The sequence below is a fragment of the Pseudomonas sp. CAU 1711 genome (genome assembly GCF_039888625.1).
Lineage (GTDB): Bacteria > Pseudomonadota > Gammaproteobacteria > Pseudomonadales > Pseudomonadaceae > Aquipseudomonas.
The window spans coordinates 51,199-67,159 of the sequence record NZ_JBDQQT010000001.1 but is presented as its reverse complement, the minus strand read 5'-3'; the positions used below and the strand labels follow the sequence as shown (position 1 = coordinate 67,159).

Below are 15,961 nucleotides of genomic sequence, written 5' to 3'. Positions count from 1 at the left end.
GCAGAGTCAGTCGAAAGGGTTATTTCAAACAACCCTTCTAATTATCGGAAGTATTGCGCCAGACTATAGGCAGTAAAGGCGAAAAGCCAGTTTGGCTCAACCCGCATGCCCCAATCCGAAAGCCCACCACGCACCCTGGAAGCCTGGCTCAAGCAGCTGGACGCGGCACGCCTGCCCGTCGCCAGTCGGCACCACGAAAACGTCAGGCGCGCGCTGCTGGACGGGCGCAAGTCGCTACGCGACATCGCCGAGTGCATGCAGGACAGCCCGAGCATAGTGCTGGCCATGCTGCGCGAGGCCAACCGCAGTGGTGGCAGCTTCGCCGAGCCGGCCGAGAGCCTGGAGATGGCCCTCAACCGCCTGGGCCTGAAACGCGCGGAAACACTCCTGCAGCAGATGACGGTGCTGGACGAGACGCAGATCCCCCTGCCGCTGCGCCAGCTGCAACTGGTCAGCCTGCACGCCTCGCAACAGGCCAGCGGCCTGTTCGCCGGGCGCCTGGCACGCCTGTGGCAGGAGATCCACTGGGGCAGCCTGCTGTTTCTCGCGCCCCTGTGGCCACTGGTGGCCAGCCAGCCACAGCTGTTCGAGGCCTGGGAGCAGCGCGTGCTGGGCCGTGGCGAGCCGGGCCCCAAGGTCGAGCGCGAGCTGCTCGGCGTACCGCTGTTGCAGCTGTGCCTGGCCCTGGCCCAGCACTGGCGCCTGCCCGAGTGGATAGTCCAGGGTTACCGCCTGCTGGTCGAGGATCGCCGGCGCCTGGTCAAGGCCCTGCACCTGGCCCGCGACAACCAGCACCCCCTGCACCAGCAGCAGATGCTCGACGCAGACCCGGCCCTGCGCCGCTGGCTGACCCAGCCGGGCAACAGCATCCTGCTGGCCAACGGCCTGGCCCTCTCCAGCCACCACAACTGGCGCTGCGAACACCACCTGCGCTGGCAACGCCTGGCCGGCCTGTATCTGCAGACCGCCCTGCCCGACTTGCAGCAGTTGATCCATCAGCAGGCCGCGCAGAGCGCGCGCAGGCACGAGGCGAACGGCCTCTGGCACCCGGCCGAGGCCCTGCTCTGGCCCTGGGACGCCTGTCGCCTGCAGCGCCAGCGCCCGGCCCCTGCGCCCAAGGCCAATGCCGCCCTGGAGCAGTGGAAGCAGCACTGCGCGCGCCTGCTGGCCCAGCCCTCGCCCTTCGCCAACGTGCTGCAGCTGACCGCCTGCGCCGGCCAGGCCCTGCAGGCCGCCGGCATGAGCCGGCTGCTGGTGCTGCTGGCCGACCGCACTCACAGCCGCCTGCTGGCCCAGCAAGCGATCGGACTACCCGCGACGGCGGCGCAGCTGCGCCTGGACCCGGCGCAGAGCCAGGTATTGCGCCGCCTGCTGGCGGAGCCGGGGCAACTGCGCCTGACGCCGGCCAACCTGGCGCAGGTCTCTGCCCTGCTGCCGGGTAGCCTCAAGGCCCTGTTCGACGGCGAGCACCTGCTGCTGCGCTCCATCGCCAGCAATGGCCGGGTGGTGATGCTGCTGGTGGCCGACCAGGGCGGCGGCGAATTCGGCGCCACCGGCGTGCAGGCCTTCGGCAAAACCGTGCAATGCATCGAGCGAGCCCTGGCGACCTTTGCCCGCCGCGGCATGTAGGGTCTGTTGTCGTTTCGGCGCACGCCGCGTTGCAGCGAAAAATCTCGCCAGGCTAGGCGCGGGACGCAGGTAATGGTGATCCCTTGCCAAGTCCCGCAACGACGCATGGCGAGATTTTCCGCGCAACCCGCAGGGACGGGCCAGTTTTTGCGCGGAACGTCGTTACTCGACGGATCATTTGGGCGACCAAACTTCCCGTCTCGCGCCTAGCTCCGCGCAAAAACTGGCTCCGTCGCGGTCGCGGCGAAACGGCAACAGACCCTAACCTTTCCGCTACAATCCGCCTCTTTACTCGCCCTGGAGGCTCCATGTCCGCCTTCTCCGACCTGCCGCTGGTGATCGAGCCGGCCGAACTGGCCACACGCCTGTCCGCCGCCGAGCTGATCCTGGTCGACCTCAGCTCCGCCGCCCGCTATGCCGAGGGGCATATCCCCGACGCGCGCTGGGTCGACGGCAAGCGCACCCAGCTGGGCCAGCCGCCGGCGCCCGGCCTGCTGCCGGAACTGGCGCAACTCGAAGCGCTGTTCGGCGAGCTGGGTCACCGGGCGGATGCGGTCTATGTGGTCTACGACGACGAAGGCGGCGGCTGGGCCGGGCGCTTCATCTGGCTGCTCGACGTGATCGGCCATGGCCGCTACCACTTCCTCAACGGCGGCCTGCAGGCCTGGATGAGCGAAGGCCGCGAACTGAGCCAGGCCGTGCCGGCGCAGGCACGCGGCAGCGCCAGCCTGACCCTGCACGACGAGCCCAGCGCCAGCCGCGCCTATCTGCAGAGCCGCCTGGGCGCCGCCGACCTGGCGGTGTGGGACGCCCGCGCGCCGGACGAATTCAGCGGCGCGAAAGTGCTGGCCGCACGCGGCGGCCATGTACCGGGCGCGGTCAACTTCGAGTGGACCGCCGGCATGGACCCGCAACGCGGCCTGCGCATCCGCGCCGACATGGCCGAGGTGCTGGAGCGTCTCGGCATCACCCGGGACAAGGAAGTGATCACCCATTGCCAGACCCATCGCCGCTCCGGCTTCACCTATGTGGTGGCCAAGGCGCTGGGTTATCCGCGGGTCAAGGCCTATGCCGGCTCCTGGTCCGAATGGGGCAACCTGCCCGACACCCCGATCGAACACTGATTTCAAGGAATTGCGATGAAAGAGCGCCTGTTTATCCTCAGCCAGTACCTGCTGCCCCACCACTTGCTGTCGCGCCTGATCGGCTGCGCCGCCGAGTGCCGCGCCGCCTGGTTCAAGGACCGCCTGATCGGCTGGTTCGCCAAGCAGTACCAAGTGAACATGGCCGAGGCCCAGGTCGAGGAGCTGACGGCCTACGAGCACTTCAATGCCTTCTTCACCCGCGCCCTGAAGGACGGCGCCCGCCCGCTGGACGAGGCGCCCGGCGCCATTCTCTGCCCGGCCGACGGTGCGATCAGCCAGCTCGGCCCCATCGAGCAGGGGCGCTGTTTCCAGGCCAAGGGCCATAGCTTCAGCGTGCTGGAGCTGCTCGGCGGCGACGCCGAGCGTGCCGCCCCCTTCATGGGCGGCGACTTCGCCACCGTCTACCTGTCGCCCAAGGACTACCACCGCGTGCATATGCCGCTGGCCGGCACCCTGCGCGAGATGGTCTATGTGCCGGGCCGGCTGTTCTCGGTCAACCAGAGCACTGCGGAAAACGTGCCCGAACTGTTCGCCCGTAACGAGCGCGTGGTCTGCCTGTTCGACACCGAACGCGGGCCGATGGCCGTGGTACTGGTCGGCGCCATGATAGTGGCCAGCATCGAGACGGTCTGGGCCGGGCTGGTCACCCCACCCAAGCGCGAGCTGAAGAGCACCCGCTACGACGAGGCCGCCCGCGCCGCCATCGAACTGGCCAAGGGCGGCGAGCTGGGCCGCTTCAAGCTGGGTTCCACCGCCATCGTGCTGTTCGGCCCGGGGCAGGTGCAGTGGGCCGAGGGACTCGCCGCCGGCAGCGCGGTGCGCATGGGCCAGGCACTAGGGCTGGCGCGCGGAGCCTGAAGGGCCGAGCGCGACCCTGCGGAACATCCGGCAAACCAACGGGGTCGAACCCCTGAATGACCGATAGCGTCGTGGCTGCCAGAGCCGCACGTTACTGCTAGAGTTCCCCATAGCCCTTCACTAGAGAGGGAAGGTCGCCTGCACTAGGACCCCCGATGGACAAACAAAGCCCTCATCTGCTCCTGCGTGTCCCCACCCCAACCAGACAGGACCTGACCTTCTGCGAGGCCAACTCTCGCGACCTGAAACGCTGGATCGCCCACCTGCCCAAGGCCAATATCGGCGAAACGGCACGCCAGCTGTACCACGGCCTGATCGAACTGAATCAGCTGATCAGCGCGCCCGACAATCGCCTGCAACTGCTCGAGCTGCTGCGCCCGGAAGTGCACTTCGTCTGCCAGCACCTGGAGCGCCACTTCCTCAACCAGTCCATCGTGCTCGACGACCGCCCGCGCAAGGTCGCCAATCTCTGCCAGGCCCTGCAGAACCATCTGGCAATCGGCTACAAACTGATCGTCACCCAGGAGCTGCCGCGCTTCAGCAAGGAACGCCCGCAGCTACTGGCCGTCGCCCTGCAGCGTGCCGCCCACAGCCTGTGCGGCCCGCTGACGCGCGCCAACCAGCTCTACTGTCCGATTCCGGAAGGCCTGTGGCTGGAGCTGCACCAGCTCTACCGGATCGCCCAACAGCATGAGCTACAGCGCCTGCAGGTGAAGGACGGCCTCGCCCGCGGCGGCGCCAGCCAGAGCCTCGAGCATGTCTACATCGGCGCACTACTGCTCGGTTGCGCACGCTGCAACCAGTTGCGCCAGAGCGGCATCGCCCGCCTGGCCGAGGCCCTGGAGAGCTGGAGCGAGCTGGCCGCCCTGCGCCGCGCCGACGACCCGCGCAGCCTGTTCGTCGTCGCCCCGCAACAGGACGGCCCGCCACGCTACAAGTCGCTGTACGGCGCAGCGGAGCTGGGCAACCTGCTGGGGCTCGACCCCCAGCCGCTGGTGGACGCCATCAAGGAACATCTGCTGCTCCCCCCGGACAGCAAGGAACAACGCCGCCTGCCCCTGCCCGAAGGCCTGTCGACCGACCTGCTGCAACACCTCGGTGCGGCCTGGGGCGACATCGCCGAGCGCACCTTCCAGCGCCATCCGGGGCACGGCAGCCTGACCCTGTGCATCGGCATGTCCGCCCTGCACTTCAACCTGGCGGGCCAGCGCAGTTTCGCCGATGTGCTGCAGCACCCCGAGGCCTCGCGCAGCGCCCAGTTCAAGGCCAGCAACAGCGGTGCCAAGAACACCCCCGATGTCTGGGCCGGTGCCTTCGACGCCCAACGCGAGAGCCACTGGGAAGGCGTGCTGCCGATGGAGGAGATCCAGTACCGAGCCAGCAGCAAGACGAACGAGCCGCAACCCACGGGCGATGTCGAGAGCTACCCCTGCCACGAACTGCCGATCATCAATCACAGCCCCGGCGGCTACTGCCTGAGCTGGCCCAAGGAGGTGCCGAACCAGCTGCAGGCCGGCGAATTGCTGGGCGTCCAGGATGCCCCGGGGCAGGCCTGGAGCGTGGCCGTGGTGCGCTGGATCCGCCAGGTACGCGGCGGCGGCACGCAGATGGGCATCGAGCTGATCGCCCCGCACGCACAGCCCTGCGGCGTTCAGCTGGTGCGCAAGAGCGAACAGAACAGCCAGTACCTGCGCGCCCTGCTGCTGCCGGAAATCAGCGTGATCTCGCGCCCGGCCAGCCTGATCACCCCCCGCCTGCCCTTCCAGGAGAGCCACAAGGTGATGATCAACCACGACGGCGAGGAGACCCGCGCCGTGCTCAGCCGCCGCCAGGCCAGCACCGGCAGTTTCAACCAGTTCGAATACCGCGTGCTAGAGAGCGGCAAACCCGCCGACGGGACTTCCGTCACAGCCAAGAAGGAGACCAGCAAGGGCGGCGAGGAAGACTTTGACTCACTCTGGAAGTCGCTGTAGATTGCGGCAGACAGACCATCTGTCGCCTTTTTGCAGCCGCTCTTCGGCGCTATCCAAGCACACCTCATGGCCATCGAAAAAAAAACCATACGTCTGCTGATTCTGGAAGATTCGCAGAACGAGGCCGAGCGTCTGGTCAGCCTGTTCCGCAATGCCGGACGCGCGACCCGGGTGCATCGCATCACCTCCAGCGATGAGCTGGCCGAGGTACTGCAGCAGAGCTGGGATCTGCTGATCTGCGCCCCCAGCAGCGAGCATCTCGAGCCGAGCGAGGCGATCACCGCGATCCGTCGCCAGTCCAAGGACATCCCGGTGATCCAGCTGGTCGCCGACAACGACTCCGACGCCATCACCGAGGCCCTGATGCTGGGCGCCCGCGATGCCCTGCCGCAGGGCGAGGACGAGCGCCTGATCCTGGTGGCCAATCGCGAGCTGGCCAGCCTGGAAGAGCGGCGCGCACGGCGCACCGCCGAGGTGGCGCTGCGCGAGGCCGAGAAGCGCTGCCAGCTGCTGCTGGACAGCTCGGTGGACGCCATCACCTATGTCCACGACGGCATGCACATCTACGCCAACCGCGCCTACCTCAAGCTGTTCGACTACGAGGACGGCGAGGAGCTGGAAGGCATGCCGATGATCGACCTGATCGCCGGCGAGGACCAGGCCCGCTTCAAGGACTTCCTGAAGAACTATGCCAGCGGCGAGAGCGCCGCCGAGCTCGGCTGCAGCGGGGTCAGGGCCGACGGCCAGCGCTTCCAGGTGCGCATGAGCTTCTCCCCGGCCACCTACGACGGCGAACCCTGCATCCAGGTGGTGATCCGCGCCGAGAACGACAACGCCGAGCTGGAAGAGAAACTGCGCGAGATCAGCAGCCAGGACCTGGTCACCGGCCTGTTCAACCGCCCCTATTTCCTCGAGCTGATGGACACCGCCGCCCAGCGCGCGGTCAGCGGCACGCAGATCGCCAGCCTGGCCTACATCCGCCTCGATCGCTATGGCGAGATTGCCGCCGACCTCGGACTGGCCGGCATCGACCTGCTGCTCACCGACCTGGCCAACCTGTTGCGCGAGCACTTCCCCAGCGAGGTCCAGCTCGCCCGCTTCGCCGACGACGTGTTCACCGCCCTGCTGCCGGGCCAGTCTCCCCAGCAGTGCGAGGAGCAGCTCGGCGGCCTGCTGAAGAAGGTCGAGGGGCATCTGTTCGACATCAACGGGCGCACCGCGCAGACCACCCTGTCGATCGGCGTGGCCGGCCTCAGCGAGCAGACCAGCAAGGCCCAGGAAGTGGTCGACCGCGCCCACCGTTGCGCCGACGAACTGGAAGGCAACGCGATCAAGGTGTTCAACCCGGCCGACGAACTGGCCGCCGCCGCCAATCGCGGCAACCTGACCGCCATGGTCCAGCAGGCCCTGGAGAACAACAGCTTCCGCCTGCTGTTCCAGCCGATCATCAGCCTACGCGGCGACAGCGACGAGCACTACGAGGTGCTGCTGCGTCTGCTCAACCCACAGGGCGAGGAAGTGCCCCCGGGCGACTTCCTCAGCGCCGCCAAGGAAGCCGGCCTGGCCGAGAAGATCGACCGCTGGGTGATACTCAACTCGATCAAGCTGCTCGCCGAGCACCGCAGCAAGGGCCACAACACCCGCCTGTTCGTGCACCTGTCGGGAGGCAGCCTGCAGGACCAGACCCTGCTGCCCTGGCTTAGCGTCGCCCTCAAGGCCGCGCGCCTGCCCTCGGACGCGCTGGTGTTCCAGATCGGCGAGCCCGACGCCGTGGCCTACCTCAAGCAGGCCAAGGCCCTCACCCAGGGCCTGGCCGGACTGCACTGCAAGGTTGCCCTGAGCCAGTTCGGCTGCGCGCTCAACCCCTTCAATACGCTCAAGCACCTGCACGTCGACTTCGTGAAGATCGACGGCTCCTTCTCCCAGGACCTGTCCAACGCGGAGAACCAGGAGGCGCTGAAGACCCTGCTGGCCAGCCTGCACGCCCAGGCCAAGCTGACCATAGTGCCCTTCGTCGAGAGCGCCAGCGTGCTGGCCACCCTCTGGCAGGCCGGGGTCAACTATATCCAGGGCCACTACCTGCAAGGCCCCAGCCAGTCGATGGACTACGACTTCTCCGCCGGAGAGGAATAAAGGCAGCCCTAAGCTGCAAGCTTCAAGCTTCAAGCCGCAAGCGTCGAGCCGCTCGGCTTGTGCTTTAACTTGCAGCTTGTGGCTTGCTACCTTTATTCCTGCCCGTCGCGGTCGCGAAAGCCGAGCAGGTAGAGGATGCCGTCCAGGCCCAGGGTGGAGATCGCCTGCTTGGCCGACTGCTTGACCAGCGGCTTGGCGCGGAAGGCCACGCCGAGGCCGGCCAGGCCGAGCATCGGCAGGTCGTTGGCGCCGTCGCCCACGGCGATGGTCTGTTCCAGGCGCAACCCCTCCTTCTCGGCCAGCTCGCGCAGCAGATCGGCCTTGCGCTGGGCATCGACGATGGGTTCGACCGCCTGCCCGGTGACCTTGCCGTCGACTATCTGCAACTCGTTGGCGAACACATAATCGATGCCCAGCTTGGCCTGCAGCTGCCTGGCGAAGTAGGTGAAACCGCCGGACAGGATGGCGGTCTTGTAGCCCAGGCGCTTGAGTTCGGCGAACAGCACTTCGGCGCCCTCGGTCAGGCGCAGGGAAGCGCCGATCTCCTCCAGCACGTCCTCGGACAGCCCCTGCAGCAGAGCCAGGCGCTCCTTGAAGCTGGCGCGGAAGTCCAGCTCGCCGCGCATCGCCCGCTCGGTGATCTCGGCCACCTGCTCGCCGACCCCGGCGGCCTTGGCCAGCTCGTCTATCACCTCGGCCTCGATCAGCGTGGAGTCCATGTCGAACACCGCCAGGCGACGGTTGCGGCGGAACACCGAGTCGCGCTGGAAGGCGATATCGACGTTGAGCTCCTGGGCCACGCTGAGAAACTCGGCGCGCAAGGCATCGACATCGGCCGGCTCGCCGCGCACGGAGAACTCGATGCAGCCCTTGCCCTGGTCGGCCGGCGTGTCCAGCGGCATGCGCCCGGACAGGCGATCGATATGGTCGATGTTCAGCCCGTATTTGGCGGTGATCGAGCTGACCCGCTGCAGCTGCTCGGCGCTGACCCTGCGGGTCAGCAGGGTGACGATGTAGCGGCTCTTGCCCTGGCCACTGACCCACTGCTGGTAGTCGGCCTCGGAGACCGGGGTGAAGCGCACCTGCTGATCCAGCTTGTAGGCGGTGAACAGCACCTCCTTGAGCACCGAGGAACCGCGTTCGGTATGCGGGATCTCGACCAGGATGCCGAACGACAGGGTGTCGTGGATCACCGCCTGGCCGATGTCGAGGATATTCACCCCGCCCTGCGCCAGCGCGCCGGTAATGGCGGCGGTCAGCCCCGGCCGGTCTTCTCCGGTGATATTGATCAGAACGATTTCACTCACGGCTTGGACTCCAGGCGGGCAGATGAGCGGCGAAAAGGCGCACATTCTACCCCGACAGCCCGGCCAGCGGCACGGCCGACGCTTTGCCGGCCCAGGGCCGCTCGCTATACTGCGCGGCACTTCCAGTCGACAAGAGCCGCGCTCTGTGAACCGGCCCGCCCAGGTCAAACCCGACAACTTCTTCCTGTTGCTGTTCAATGCCCTGCGCCAGCGCCGCGTGCCCATCGCCCTGCGCATCGCCAGCCACAGCCTGCTGCTGGTCGCCCTGGCCCTGGTGATCTACGCCTGGGTGATGGGCATGCAGTTCAAGCAGGCCATGCAGCAGCAGGCCGACGCCCTCGGCCAGAGCCTGACCGTGCAGACCGCCGCCTCGGCCACCGAGCTGCTGGTGTCCAACGACATCCTCAGCCTCAACGTGCTACTCGGCAACCTGGCGAAGAACCCCCTGGTGGCGCACGCGGCCATCTATAGCGTGGACAACCGCATCCTCGCCGAGGCCGGTGCCCGCCCGGTGCAGAGCCTGCTCGGCGAGACCGAGGGGCTGTACTCCACGCCCATCACCTTCCAGGAAGTGATCGCCGGGCAGCTGCGCATCAGCCTGGACATGCAGCAGTTCCAGCAGCCGATGACCATCAGCCTGCAGAGCATGGGCCTGCTCAGCCTGATCCTGCTGGCCCTGGCCATGTCGCTGAGCCTGCGCCTGGGCCGCCACATCTCCATTCCGCTGCTGCAGCTGCGCCTGTGGCTGCGCGACCCGGACGACCCCGCCCCCGGCGCCGGCCGCCAGGACGAGATCGGCGACCTGGCCCGCCAGCTGCAGGCCCGCCTGGTGCCCGAGAAAGCGGAGCCCGAGCCGCAGCACGAGCCGCAGCACGAGCCCCAGGACGACTACGCCGACTTCGCCGACCACGAGCACTTCGCCGACGCCCAGCAAACGCACGAACCCGGCTTCGCCATGCCCGACCTACGCGCTGCTGCGGACTACGACGAGGACTTCGCCGAGCCGGCCGCGCGCCCCGCGCCTGCGTTTCGCCAGGACGACGACGATCCCTTCGCCGACCTGCGCGACCTGCAGCCCGAGCCCGCGTTCGAGCCGGCCCAGCCGCAGCCGAGCGTCGAGCCGGCGCAAGTCGAGCGCCGCATCAGCACTGCCGTGCTGGCCGTCCAGCTGGGCGCCCAGGAACAGTTGCGCCACCTGCCCCGCGCGCGCCTGCTCGACTTGCTGCAGCGCTACCGCGACTGCCTGGAACAGGCCGCCGCGCTGTACCAGGGCAAGCTGTTCACCCTCAACGACGGCAGCAGCCTGATGCTGTTCTCCAGCGAGTACGCCGGCGAGGACCACCTGACCCACGCCCTGTGCTGCGGCGAACTGCTGCGCGCCCTCGGCCACGCCCTGCAGATCGAGGTGGCCGACAGCGGCATCACCCTGCAGCTGCAGCTGGGCCTGACCCGCAGCGATGAGGAGATCGGTCCGAGCCAGGCCGAGGTGCTGCTCAGCGAGGCGGCCCAGGACGCCCTGGCCCTGGCCCAGCACAGCCGCAACCTGCTGCTGGTGCAGCGCGGCGTCGCCGACGACCCGCTGCTGCGCCAGTGCGCGCGCATCCGCGCCATCGCCAGCCCCGAGGGTGCCAGCTGCGTCGAGCGCCTGCTCGACCCCTACCCCTCGCTGCTGGAACGCCAGCTGGCGCGCATGCACGAGCACTCTTGACCACCCTGATCACGCACCCGCTGCCGGTCCTGGCCCTGGGGCTGGCGCTCGGTCCGCGCCTGCTGCCGCCACGTCTGCTGCTGGCAGGCCTGCTCTTCAGCCTGCTGCCGGATGCCGACGTGCTGGCCTTCAGGTTCGGCATCGCCTATGCCGACGCCTTCGGCCACCGCGGCTTCAGCCATTCGCTGCTATTTGCCGGCCTCACCGGCGTGCTAGGCGCGCTGGGTTGCCGCCTGCTGCACTGCGGGCCGCTGCGCGCCTTCTGCTGGATCACCTTGGCCAGCGCCTCGCACGGCCTGCTGGACGCCGCCACCGACGGCGGCCTGGGCGTGGCCTGGCTGTGGCCCTGGAGCGAGCAGCGCTTCTTCCTGCCCTGGCGGCCGATCGAGGTGTCGCCCTTCGTGCAGGGTTTCTTCACTCAGCGCGGCCTGGACGCGCTGGCCTCCGAGGCGCGCTGGGTCTGGCTGCCCTGCCTGGGCCTGGCGCTGAGCGGCCTGGCCCTGCGCCACTTTCACGCCCGCGCCAGCAGGCGCTCCAGACCGGCCAGCAGGCGCGCCAACGCGCCCTGATTGGCGCGCAGCACGCCGAGACCGGCCTCGGCCCGGCGCCGGGCCTCGGCCGGATCGGCGAACAGGCCGCGCAACGCCGCATGCAGCTGCTCGGCATCCGCCACCTCCAGCAGGTCGCCGGCGCCGCGCAGCTGCGCGGCGATCTCTAGGAAGTTGAACAGGTGCGGGCCGGATAGCAGCGGCTTGCCCAGTGCCGCCGGCTCCAGCAGGTTGTGCCCGCCGTTGGCGACCAGACTGCCACCGACCAGGGCCAGGTCGGCCAGGGCATAGAGGAACAGCAGCTCGCCCAGGGTATCGCCGAGCAGAACCTGAGTGCCCGCCTCGACCGGCTCGCCGACGGAGCGGCGCACGCAGGCGAAGCCCTCGCGCCGGCACAGCTCGTACACCTGCTGGAAACGTTCCGGATGACGCGGCACCAGGATCAGCAGGGCATCGTCGCGCTCGGCCAGCAGCCGGCGATGGGCCGCCAGCGCCACCTCGTCCTCGCCGGCATGGGTGCTGGCGGCGATCCACACCGGCCGCTGCGCCGCGCCCCAGGCCGTGCGCAGTTCGCCGGCACGCCGCGGCAGCTCGGCGTCGACGCCGAGATCGAACTTGATCGAGCCGGTCACCTCGACGCATTCACTGCGCGCCCCCAGCGCGCGGAAGCGCTCGGCCTCGGCCTCGGTCTGCACCGCGATCAGCTCCAGCTCGGCCAGCATCGGCGCGGTCAGCCGGGAGAAGCGCGCATAGCCGCGCGCCGAGCGCTCGGACAGGCGCGCATTGGCCAGCGCCACGGGAATCCCGCGCCTGTGGCAGGCATGGATATGGTTGGGCCACAGCTCGGTCTCCATGATCACCGCCAGGCGCGGGCGCAGGCGCTCGATGAAGCGCGCGCAGGCCCAGGGCAGGTCGTAGGGCAGGTAGCAGTGCTGGATGCGGTCGCCGAACAGGACCTGGATGCGCTCGGAGCCGGTCGGGGTCATGCAGGTGACGGTGATCGGCAGTTCGGGATGGCGTTCCAGCAACTCGCGGATCAAGGGCGCCGCGGCGATGCTCTCGCCCAGCGACACGGCATGGATCCAGATGCCACCGGCGCGCAGTTCGGGCAGGCCGCAGGCGAAGCGCTCGCCGATGCGCCGGCCATAGGCCGGCGCGCGCCAGGCGCGCCACAGCAGGCGCAGGAAGATGATCGGCAGGGCCAAGTGCAGGAGCAGGGTGTACAGGGTTCTGTTCATGGGCGCGCAGCTTAGCAGGCCGCCGCACAAGCACCTATGCCGCAACTGGCATGCGGATGACGCTTTTCCGCCTCCGACGGACAAGGCGCCGTGGCACAATGCGCGCCGCACTCCCGGAGAAGTCCCATGAGCGGTTATCTGTACCTGGCCATCGCCATAATCGCCGAAGTCATCGCCACCACCGCGCTCAAGGCCGTCGACGGGCTGAGCAAGCCGCTGCCGCTGATCCTGGTGGTGGTCGGCTATGGCATCGCCTTCTGGATGCTCAGCCTGGTGATGAAGAGCCTGCCGGTGGGCGTCACCTACGCCATCTGGTCGGGCCTGGGCATAGTGCTGATCAGCATCGCCGGCCTGCTGGTCTACGGCCAGAAACTCGACCTGGCGGCCCTGCTGGGCATCGGCCTGATCGTCGCCGGCGTCATGGTCATCCAGCTGTTCTCCGGCAGCAGCGGCCACTGAGCCCTGGCGGTTATACTGCGTGCCTGATCCACAGCGAGCCCGCGCATGTCCCAGTCCCTCAGCACCGATATCCTGATCGTCGGCGGCGGTATCGCCGGCCTCTGGCTCAACGCCCGCCTGCGCAAGCTCGGCTACGCCACCCTGCTGGTGGAAAGCGCCGGCCTCGGCGGCGGCCAGAGTCTGAAGTCGCAGGGCATCATCCACGGCGGCGCCAAGTATGCCCTGCACGGCGCCCTGACCGGTGCCTCCGAGGCCATCGCCGACATGCCGCGGCGCTGGCGCGAGGCCCTGGCCGGCGGCGGCGAGCTGGACCTGAGCGGCGTGCGCCTGCTGTCCGACGCCCACTACCTGTGGTCGCCGGGCAGCCTGGCCGGCAACCTGACCAGCTTCTTCGCCAGCAAGGCCGTGCGCGGCCGGGTCGACCAGGTCAAGGGCGAGCAACTGCCGCCGGCCCTGCAGCACCCCAGGTTCAAGGGCAAGGTCTATCGCCTGGCCGAGCTGGTGCTCGACGTGCCCAGCCTGATCGCGCGCCTGGCCGAACTGGCCGACGGCAGCCTGCTGGCCGGCCACGCTATAGCGCCGCTGTACGAGGGCAGCGAGCTGGCCGGCCTGCGGGTCGACGGCCGCGAGATCCGCGCCCGCCGCATCGTGCTCGGCGCCGGCGCCGGCAATGCCGGGCTGCTCGCCGGCCTCGGCCTGAAGCAGCCGCGCCAGCAGCTGCGCCCGCTGCACATGGTGCTGGTCAAGGGGCGCGGCCTGAAGCCGCTGTATGCCCACTGCCTGGGCGGCGGGCCCAAGCCGCGCATCACCGTCACCAGCCATCCGGCCGCCGACGGCCAGTGGGTCTGGTACCTCGGCGGCGATATCGCCGAGGCCGACGGCGTGGCCCGCGACGAGGCGGCACAGATCGCCGCGGCGCAGGAAGAGCTGCGCCGGCTGCTGCCCTGGATCGATCTCTCCGACGCGCGCTGGGCCACCCTGCGGGTCGACCGCGCCGAGCCGGCGCAATCCGGCCTGACCCGCCCGGACAACGCCTTCCTCGCCGAACAGGGGCGTCTGCTGGTCGGCTGGCCGACCAAGCTGGCGCTGGCGCCGGACCTGGCCGACCGGGTCGTCGCCAGCCTCGAGCGCGACGGCATAGCACCGGGCAGCCATGCGCCGCTGCCCGAGCTGCCGCGCCCGCCGCTGGCCCAGCCGGTGTGGGAGGAGCTGCTGCCATGAGCCTGCACGATCTGCACCGCCCCCTGGGCGACAGCGGCCTGCTCGTCTCGCCGCTGGGCCTGGGCACGGTCAAGCTGGGCCGCGACCAGGGGGTGAAGTACCCCAGCGGCTTCCGCATCCCCGACGATGCCGCCGCCCGCGCCCTGCTCGACCAGGCCCGCGCGCTGGGCATCAACCTGATCGACACCGCGCCGGCCTACGGCGTCAGCGAACAGCGCCTCGGCCCGCTGCTGCGCGGCCAGCGCCTGGACTGGGTGATCGTCAGCAAGGTCGGCGAGGAGTTCGAGAACGGCCAGTCGCGCTTCGACTTCTCCCCGCAGTACACGCGCTTCTCGGTCGAGCGCAGCCTGCGACGCCTGGAAACCGATTTCATCGACCTGGTACTGGTGCACTCGGACGGCAACGATGTCGCCATCCTGCGTGACAGCGGGGTGTACCAGACCCTGGCCGAGCTCAAGCGCGAGGGCAAGATCCGCGCCTTCGGCCTGTCCGGCAAGACGGTCGAGGGCGGCCTGCTGGCCCTCGAGCAGGGCGACTGCGCCATGGTCACCTACAACCTCGCCGAACAGGGCGAGAAGCCCGTGCTCGACCATGCCGCGGCCCACAACAAAGGCATCCTGATCAAGAAGGCCCTGGCCAGCGGCCATGCCTGCCTGCGCGAGGGTGAAGACCCGCTGCGTGCCAGCTTCGAGCTGGTGTTCGGCCACCCCGGAGTGAGCGCCGCCATAGTCGGCACCATCAACCCGCAACACTTGGCGACCAATGCGGCGACCGCTGCGGCGGTGATCCGCGGCTAAACTGCACAGCCCAGCCAGGCCAAACCGCGCAGCGAGGCGCCGCCATGTCGAAACTGCTGGCCCGCAAGACTCCCGCCGCCTTCAAGACCCTGCCGCTGTACGTGGAAGCCACCGCGGACGGCCTGAGCTACCGCGGCCTCGGCCTGCCGCTGAACTTCGCCCAGATGCTCGAGCGGCGCAGCCCCGTGCAGGTCGAGGACGGCCAGCGCTTCGCCCTGGAACTGGCCAACCTCGGCGTCTCGGTACGCCTGACCCTGACCTGGCAGGGGCGCGAGTACTGGGTGCTGGTGCGCCAGCGCCGTCCGGATCGCGGCGACACCGTGCTCAAGCTGATCTCCGGCTATGTGCCGGTGCACGAACTGAACCTGCCGCTGCTCACCGCCATCGCCGAGGTGGCCGAGGAGTGCCTGGTCGAAGACGAACGCGGCTGGCTGGCCGGGCGCTACGCCGACACCTGGCTGCCGACGCCCTATGCGTTGCCCTATCGCGAGAACACCCCCTTTCGCCTCAGCCCGCTGTCCGGTGCGGCGCGCCCGGTGCAGTGTGGCAACCAGATGCTGTTGGAGCGCCCGCGCGCCTACGTGCACCTGCCCACCGCCTCGCTGCAACTGGTCTACGACCTGCGCCTGGAGCTGCCCAGGGACTGCCGCCAGCCCAGCCTGTTCCACGTCGACGAGCACCTGGAGCACGGCGAGCTGGTGGCGCGCCTGGAGCGGCGCCGCCCCGACCTCTACCTGCTGCCGCTCAAGGCCGGGCTGCCGGGCAGCGAGCTGTTCACCCTGCGCCGCGGCGAACTGGTCGCGGCCAGCACCCGCGGCCTGTGGCTGTCGGAGAGCTTCGCCAGCCAGGACGGCTGGCTGGTGCGCGACGAGCGCATCCGCTGGAAGGACTGGCAGGCGCGCCTGCGCGGCGAAGCTGGCGAGCCGGGGCGGCGCGCCGGCTGAA

General features: G+C 69.0%; 13 protein-coding genes. 11 read left to right on the top strand and 2 right to left on the bottom strand.

Annotated elements, in window-relative coordinates; all coding sequences use genetic code 11:
- The first annotated feature begins 105 nt into the window (after nucleotides 1-105).
- The 5 genes from AAFN46_RS00255 to AAFN46_RS00235 all read left to right on the top strand — a co-directional run bounded on the left by AAFN46_RS00255 (nucleotide 106) and on the right by AAFN46_RS00235 (nucleotide 7,738).
- The gene (locus AAFN46_RS00255) at nucleotides 106-1,629 is read left to right on the top strand and encodes an HDOD domain-containing protein (RefSeq protein ID WP_347806677.1); all 1,524 of its coding nucleotides are present in this window, start codon (nucleotides 106-108) and stop codon (nucleotides 1,627-1,629) included.
- Between the two features lie 308 nt (nucleotides 1,630-1,937).
- On the top strand, nucleotides 1,938-2,753 hold the full coding sequence (locus AAFN46_RS00250) for a rhodanese-like domain-containing protein (RefSeq protein WP_347806676.1): 816 nt from the start codon (nucleotides 1,938-1,940) through the stop codon (nucleotides 2,751-2,753).
- Between the two features lie 9 nt (nucleotides 2,754-2,762).
- The gene (gene asd / locus AAFN46_RS00245) at nucleotides 2,763-3,632 is read left to right on the top strand and encodes an archaetidylserine decarboxylase (RefSeq protein ID WP_347806997.1); all 870 of its coding nucleotides are present in this window, start codon (nucleotides 2,763-2,765) and stop codon (nucleotides 3,630-3,632) included.
- A gap of 155 nt (nucleotides 3,633-3,787) precedes the next feature.
- Nucleotides 3,788-5,605: a molecular chaperone gene (locus AAFN46_RS00240; RefSeq protein WP_347806675.1), complete on the top strand. Its 1,818-nt coding sequence runs from the start codon at nucleotides 3,788-3,790 to the stop codon at nucleotides 5,603-5,605.
- A gap of 66 nt (nucleotides 5,606-5,671) precedes the next feature.
- Nucleotides 5,672-7,738, top strand: a complete 2,067-nt coding sequence (locus AAFN46_RS00235) for an EAL domain-containing protein (protein ID WP_347806674.1) — start codon at nucleotides 5,672-5,674, stop codon at nucleotides 7,736-7,738.
- A 92-nt stretch (nucleotides 7,739-7,830) separates the two neighbouring features.
- Here AAFN46_RS00235 and serB read toward each other — a convergent pair whose 3' ends face one another.
- Nucleotides 7,831-9,045, bottom strand: coding sequence for a phosphoserine phosphatase SerB (gene serB, locus AAFN46_RS00230; RefSeq protein ID WP_347806673.1), 1,215 nt, complete (start codon nucleotides 9,043-9,045; stop codon nucleotides 7,831-7,833).
- Nucleotides 9,046-9,190: 145 nt separating this feature from the next.
- On the opposite strand from serB, the gene AAFN46_RS00225 reads away from it, so the two are divergent.
- Both AAFN46_RS00225 and AAFN46_RS00220 read left to right on the top strand, forming a co-directional pair.
- Complete coding sequence (locus AAFN46_RS00225; protein ID WP_347806672.1) at nucleotides 9,191-10,753, top strand: histidine kinase; 1,563 nt, start codon at nucleotides 9,191-9,193, stop codon at nucleotides 10,751-10,753.
- Complete coding sequence (locus AAFN46_RS00220) at nucleotides 10,750-11,322, top strand: metal-dependent hydrolase (RefSeq protein ID WP_347806671.1); 573 nt, start codon at nucleotides 10,750-10,752, stop codon at nucleotides 11,320-11,322. The genes AAFN46_RS00225 and AAFN46_RS00220 overlap by 4 nt, the downstream gene beginning before the upstream one ends.
- On the opposite strand, the gene waaA is transcribed toward AAFN46_RS00220, so the two are convergent.
- Complete coding sequence (waaA, locus tag AAFN46_RS00215; RefSeq protein ID WP_347806670.1) at nucleotides 11,265-12,539, bottom strand: lipid IV(A) 3-deoxy-D-manno-octulosonic acid transferase; 1,275 nt, start codon at nucleotides 12,537-12,539, stop codon at nucleotides 11,265-11,267. The two genes, AAFN46_RS00220 and waaA, sit on opposite strands and share 58 nt — an antisense overlap.
- 126 nt (nucleotides 12,540-12,665) lie before the next feature.
- On the opposite strand from waaA, the gene AAFN46_RS00210 reads away from it, so the two are divergent.
- From AAFN46_RS00210 to AAFN46_RS00195, 4 genes are read left to right on the top strand one after another with little or no spacing between them, the layout of a single operon-like run.
- Nucleotides 12,666-12,998, top strand: a complete 333-nt coding sequence (locus AAFN46_RS00210; RefSeq protein ID WP_347806669.1) for a multidrug efflux SMR transporter — start codon at nucleotides 12,666-12,668, stop codon at nucleotides 12,996-12,998.
- Nucleotides 12,999-13,043: 45 nt separating this feature from the next.
- A complete protein-coding gene (locus AAFN46_RS00205) occupies nucleotides 13,044-14,219 on the top strand; it encodes an FAD-dependent oxidoreductase (RefSeq protein WP_347806668.1) in 1,176 nt (391 codons plus the stop codon).
- Entirely contained in the window at nucleotides 14,216-15,016 is an 801-nt protein-coding gene (locus AAFN46_RS00200) for an aldo/keto reductase (protein ID WP_347806667.1), read from the top strand. The genes AAFN46_RS00205 and AAFN46_RS00200 overlap by 4 nt, the downstream gene beginning before the upstream one ends.
- Nucleotides 15,017-15,060: 44 nt before the next feature.
- Nucleotides 15,061-15,960, top strand: coding sequence for a metal ABC transporter ATPase (locus tag AAFN46_RS00195; RefSeq protein WP_347806666.1), 900 nt, complete (start codon nucleotides 15,061-15,063; stop codon nucleotides 15,958-15,960).
- Nucleotide 15,961 lies beyond the last annotated feature (1 nt).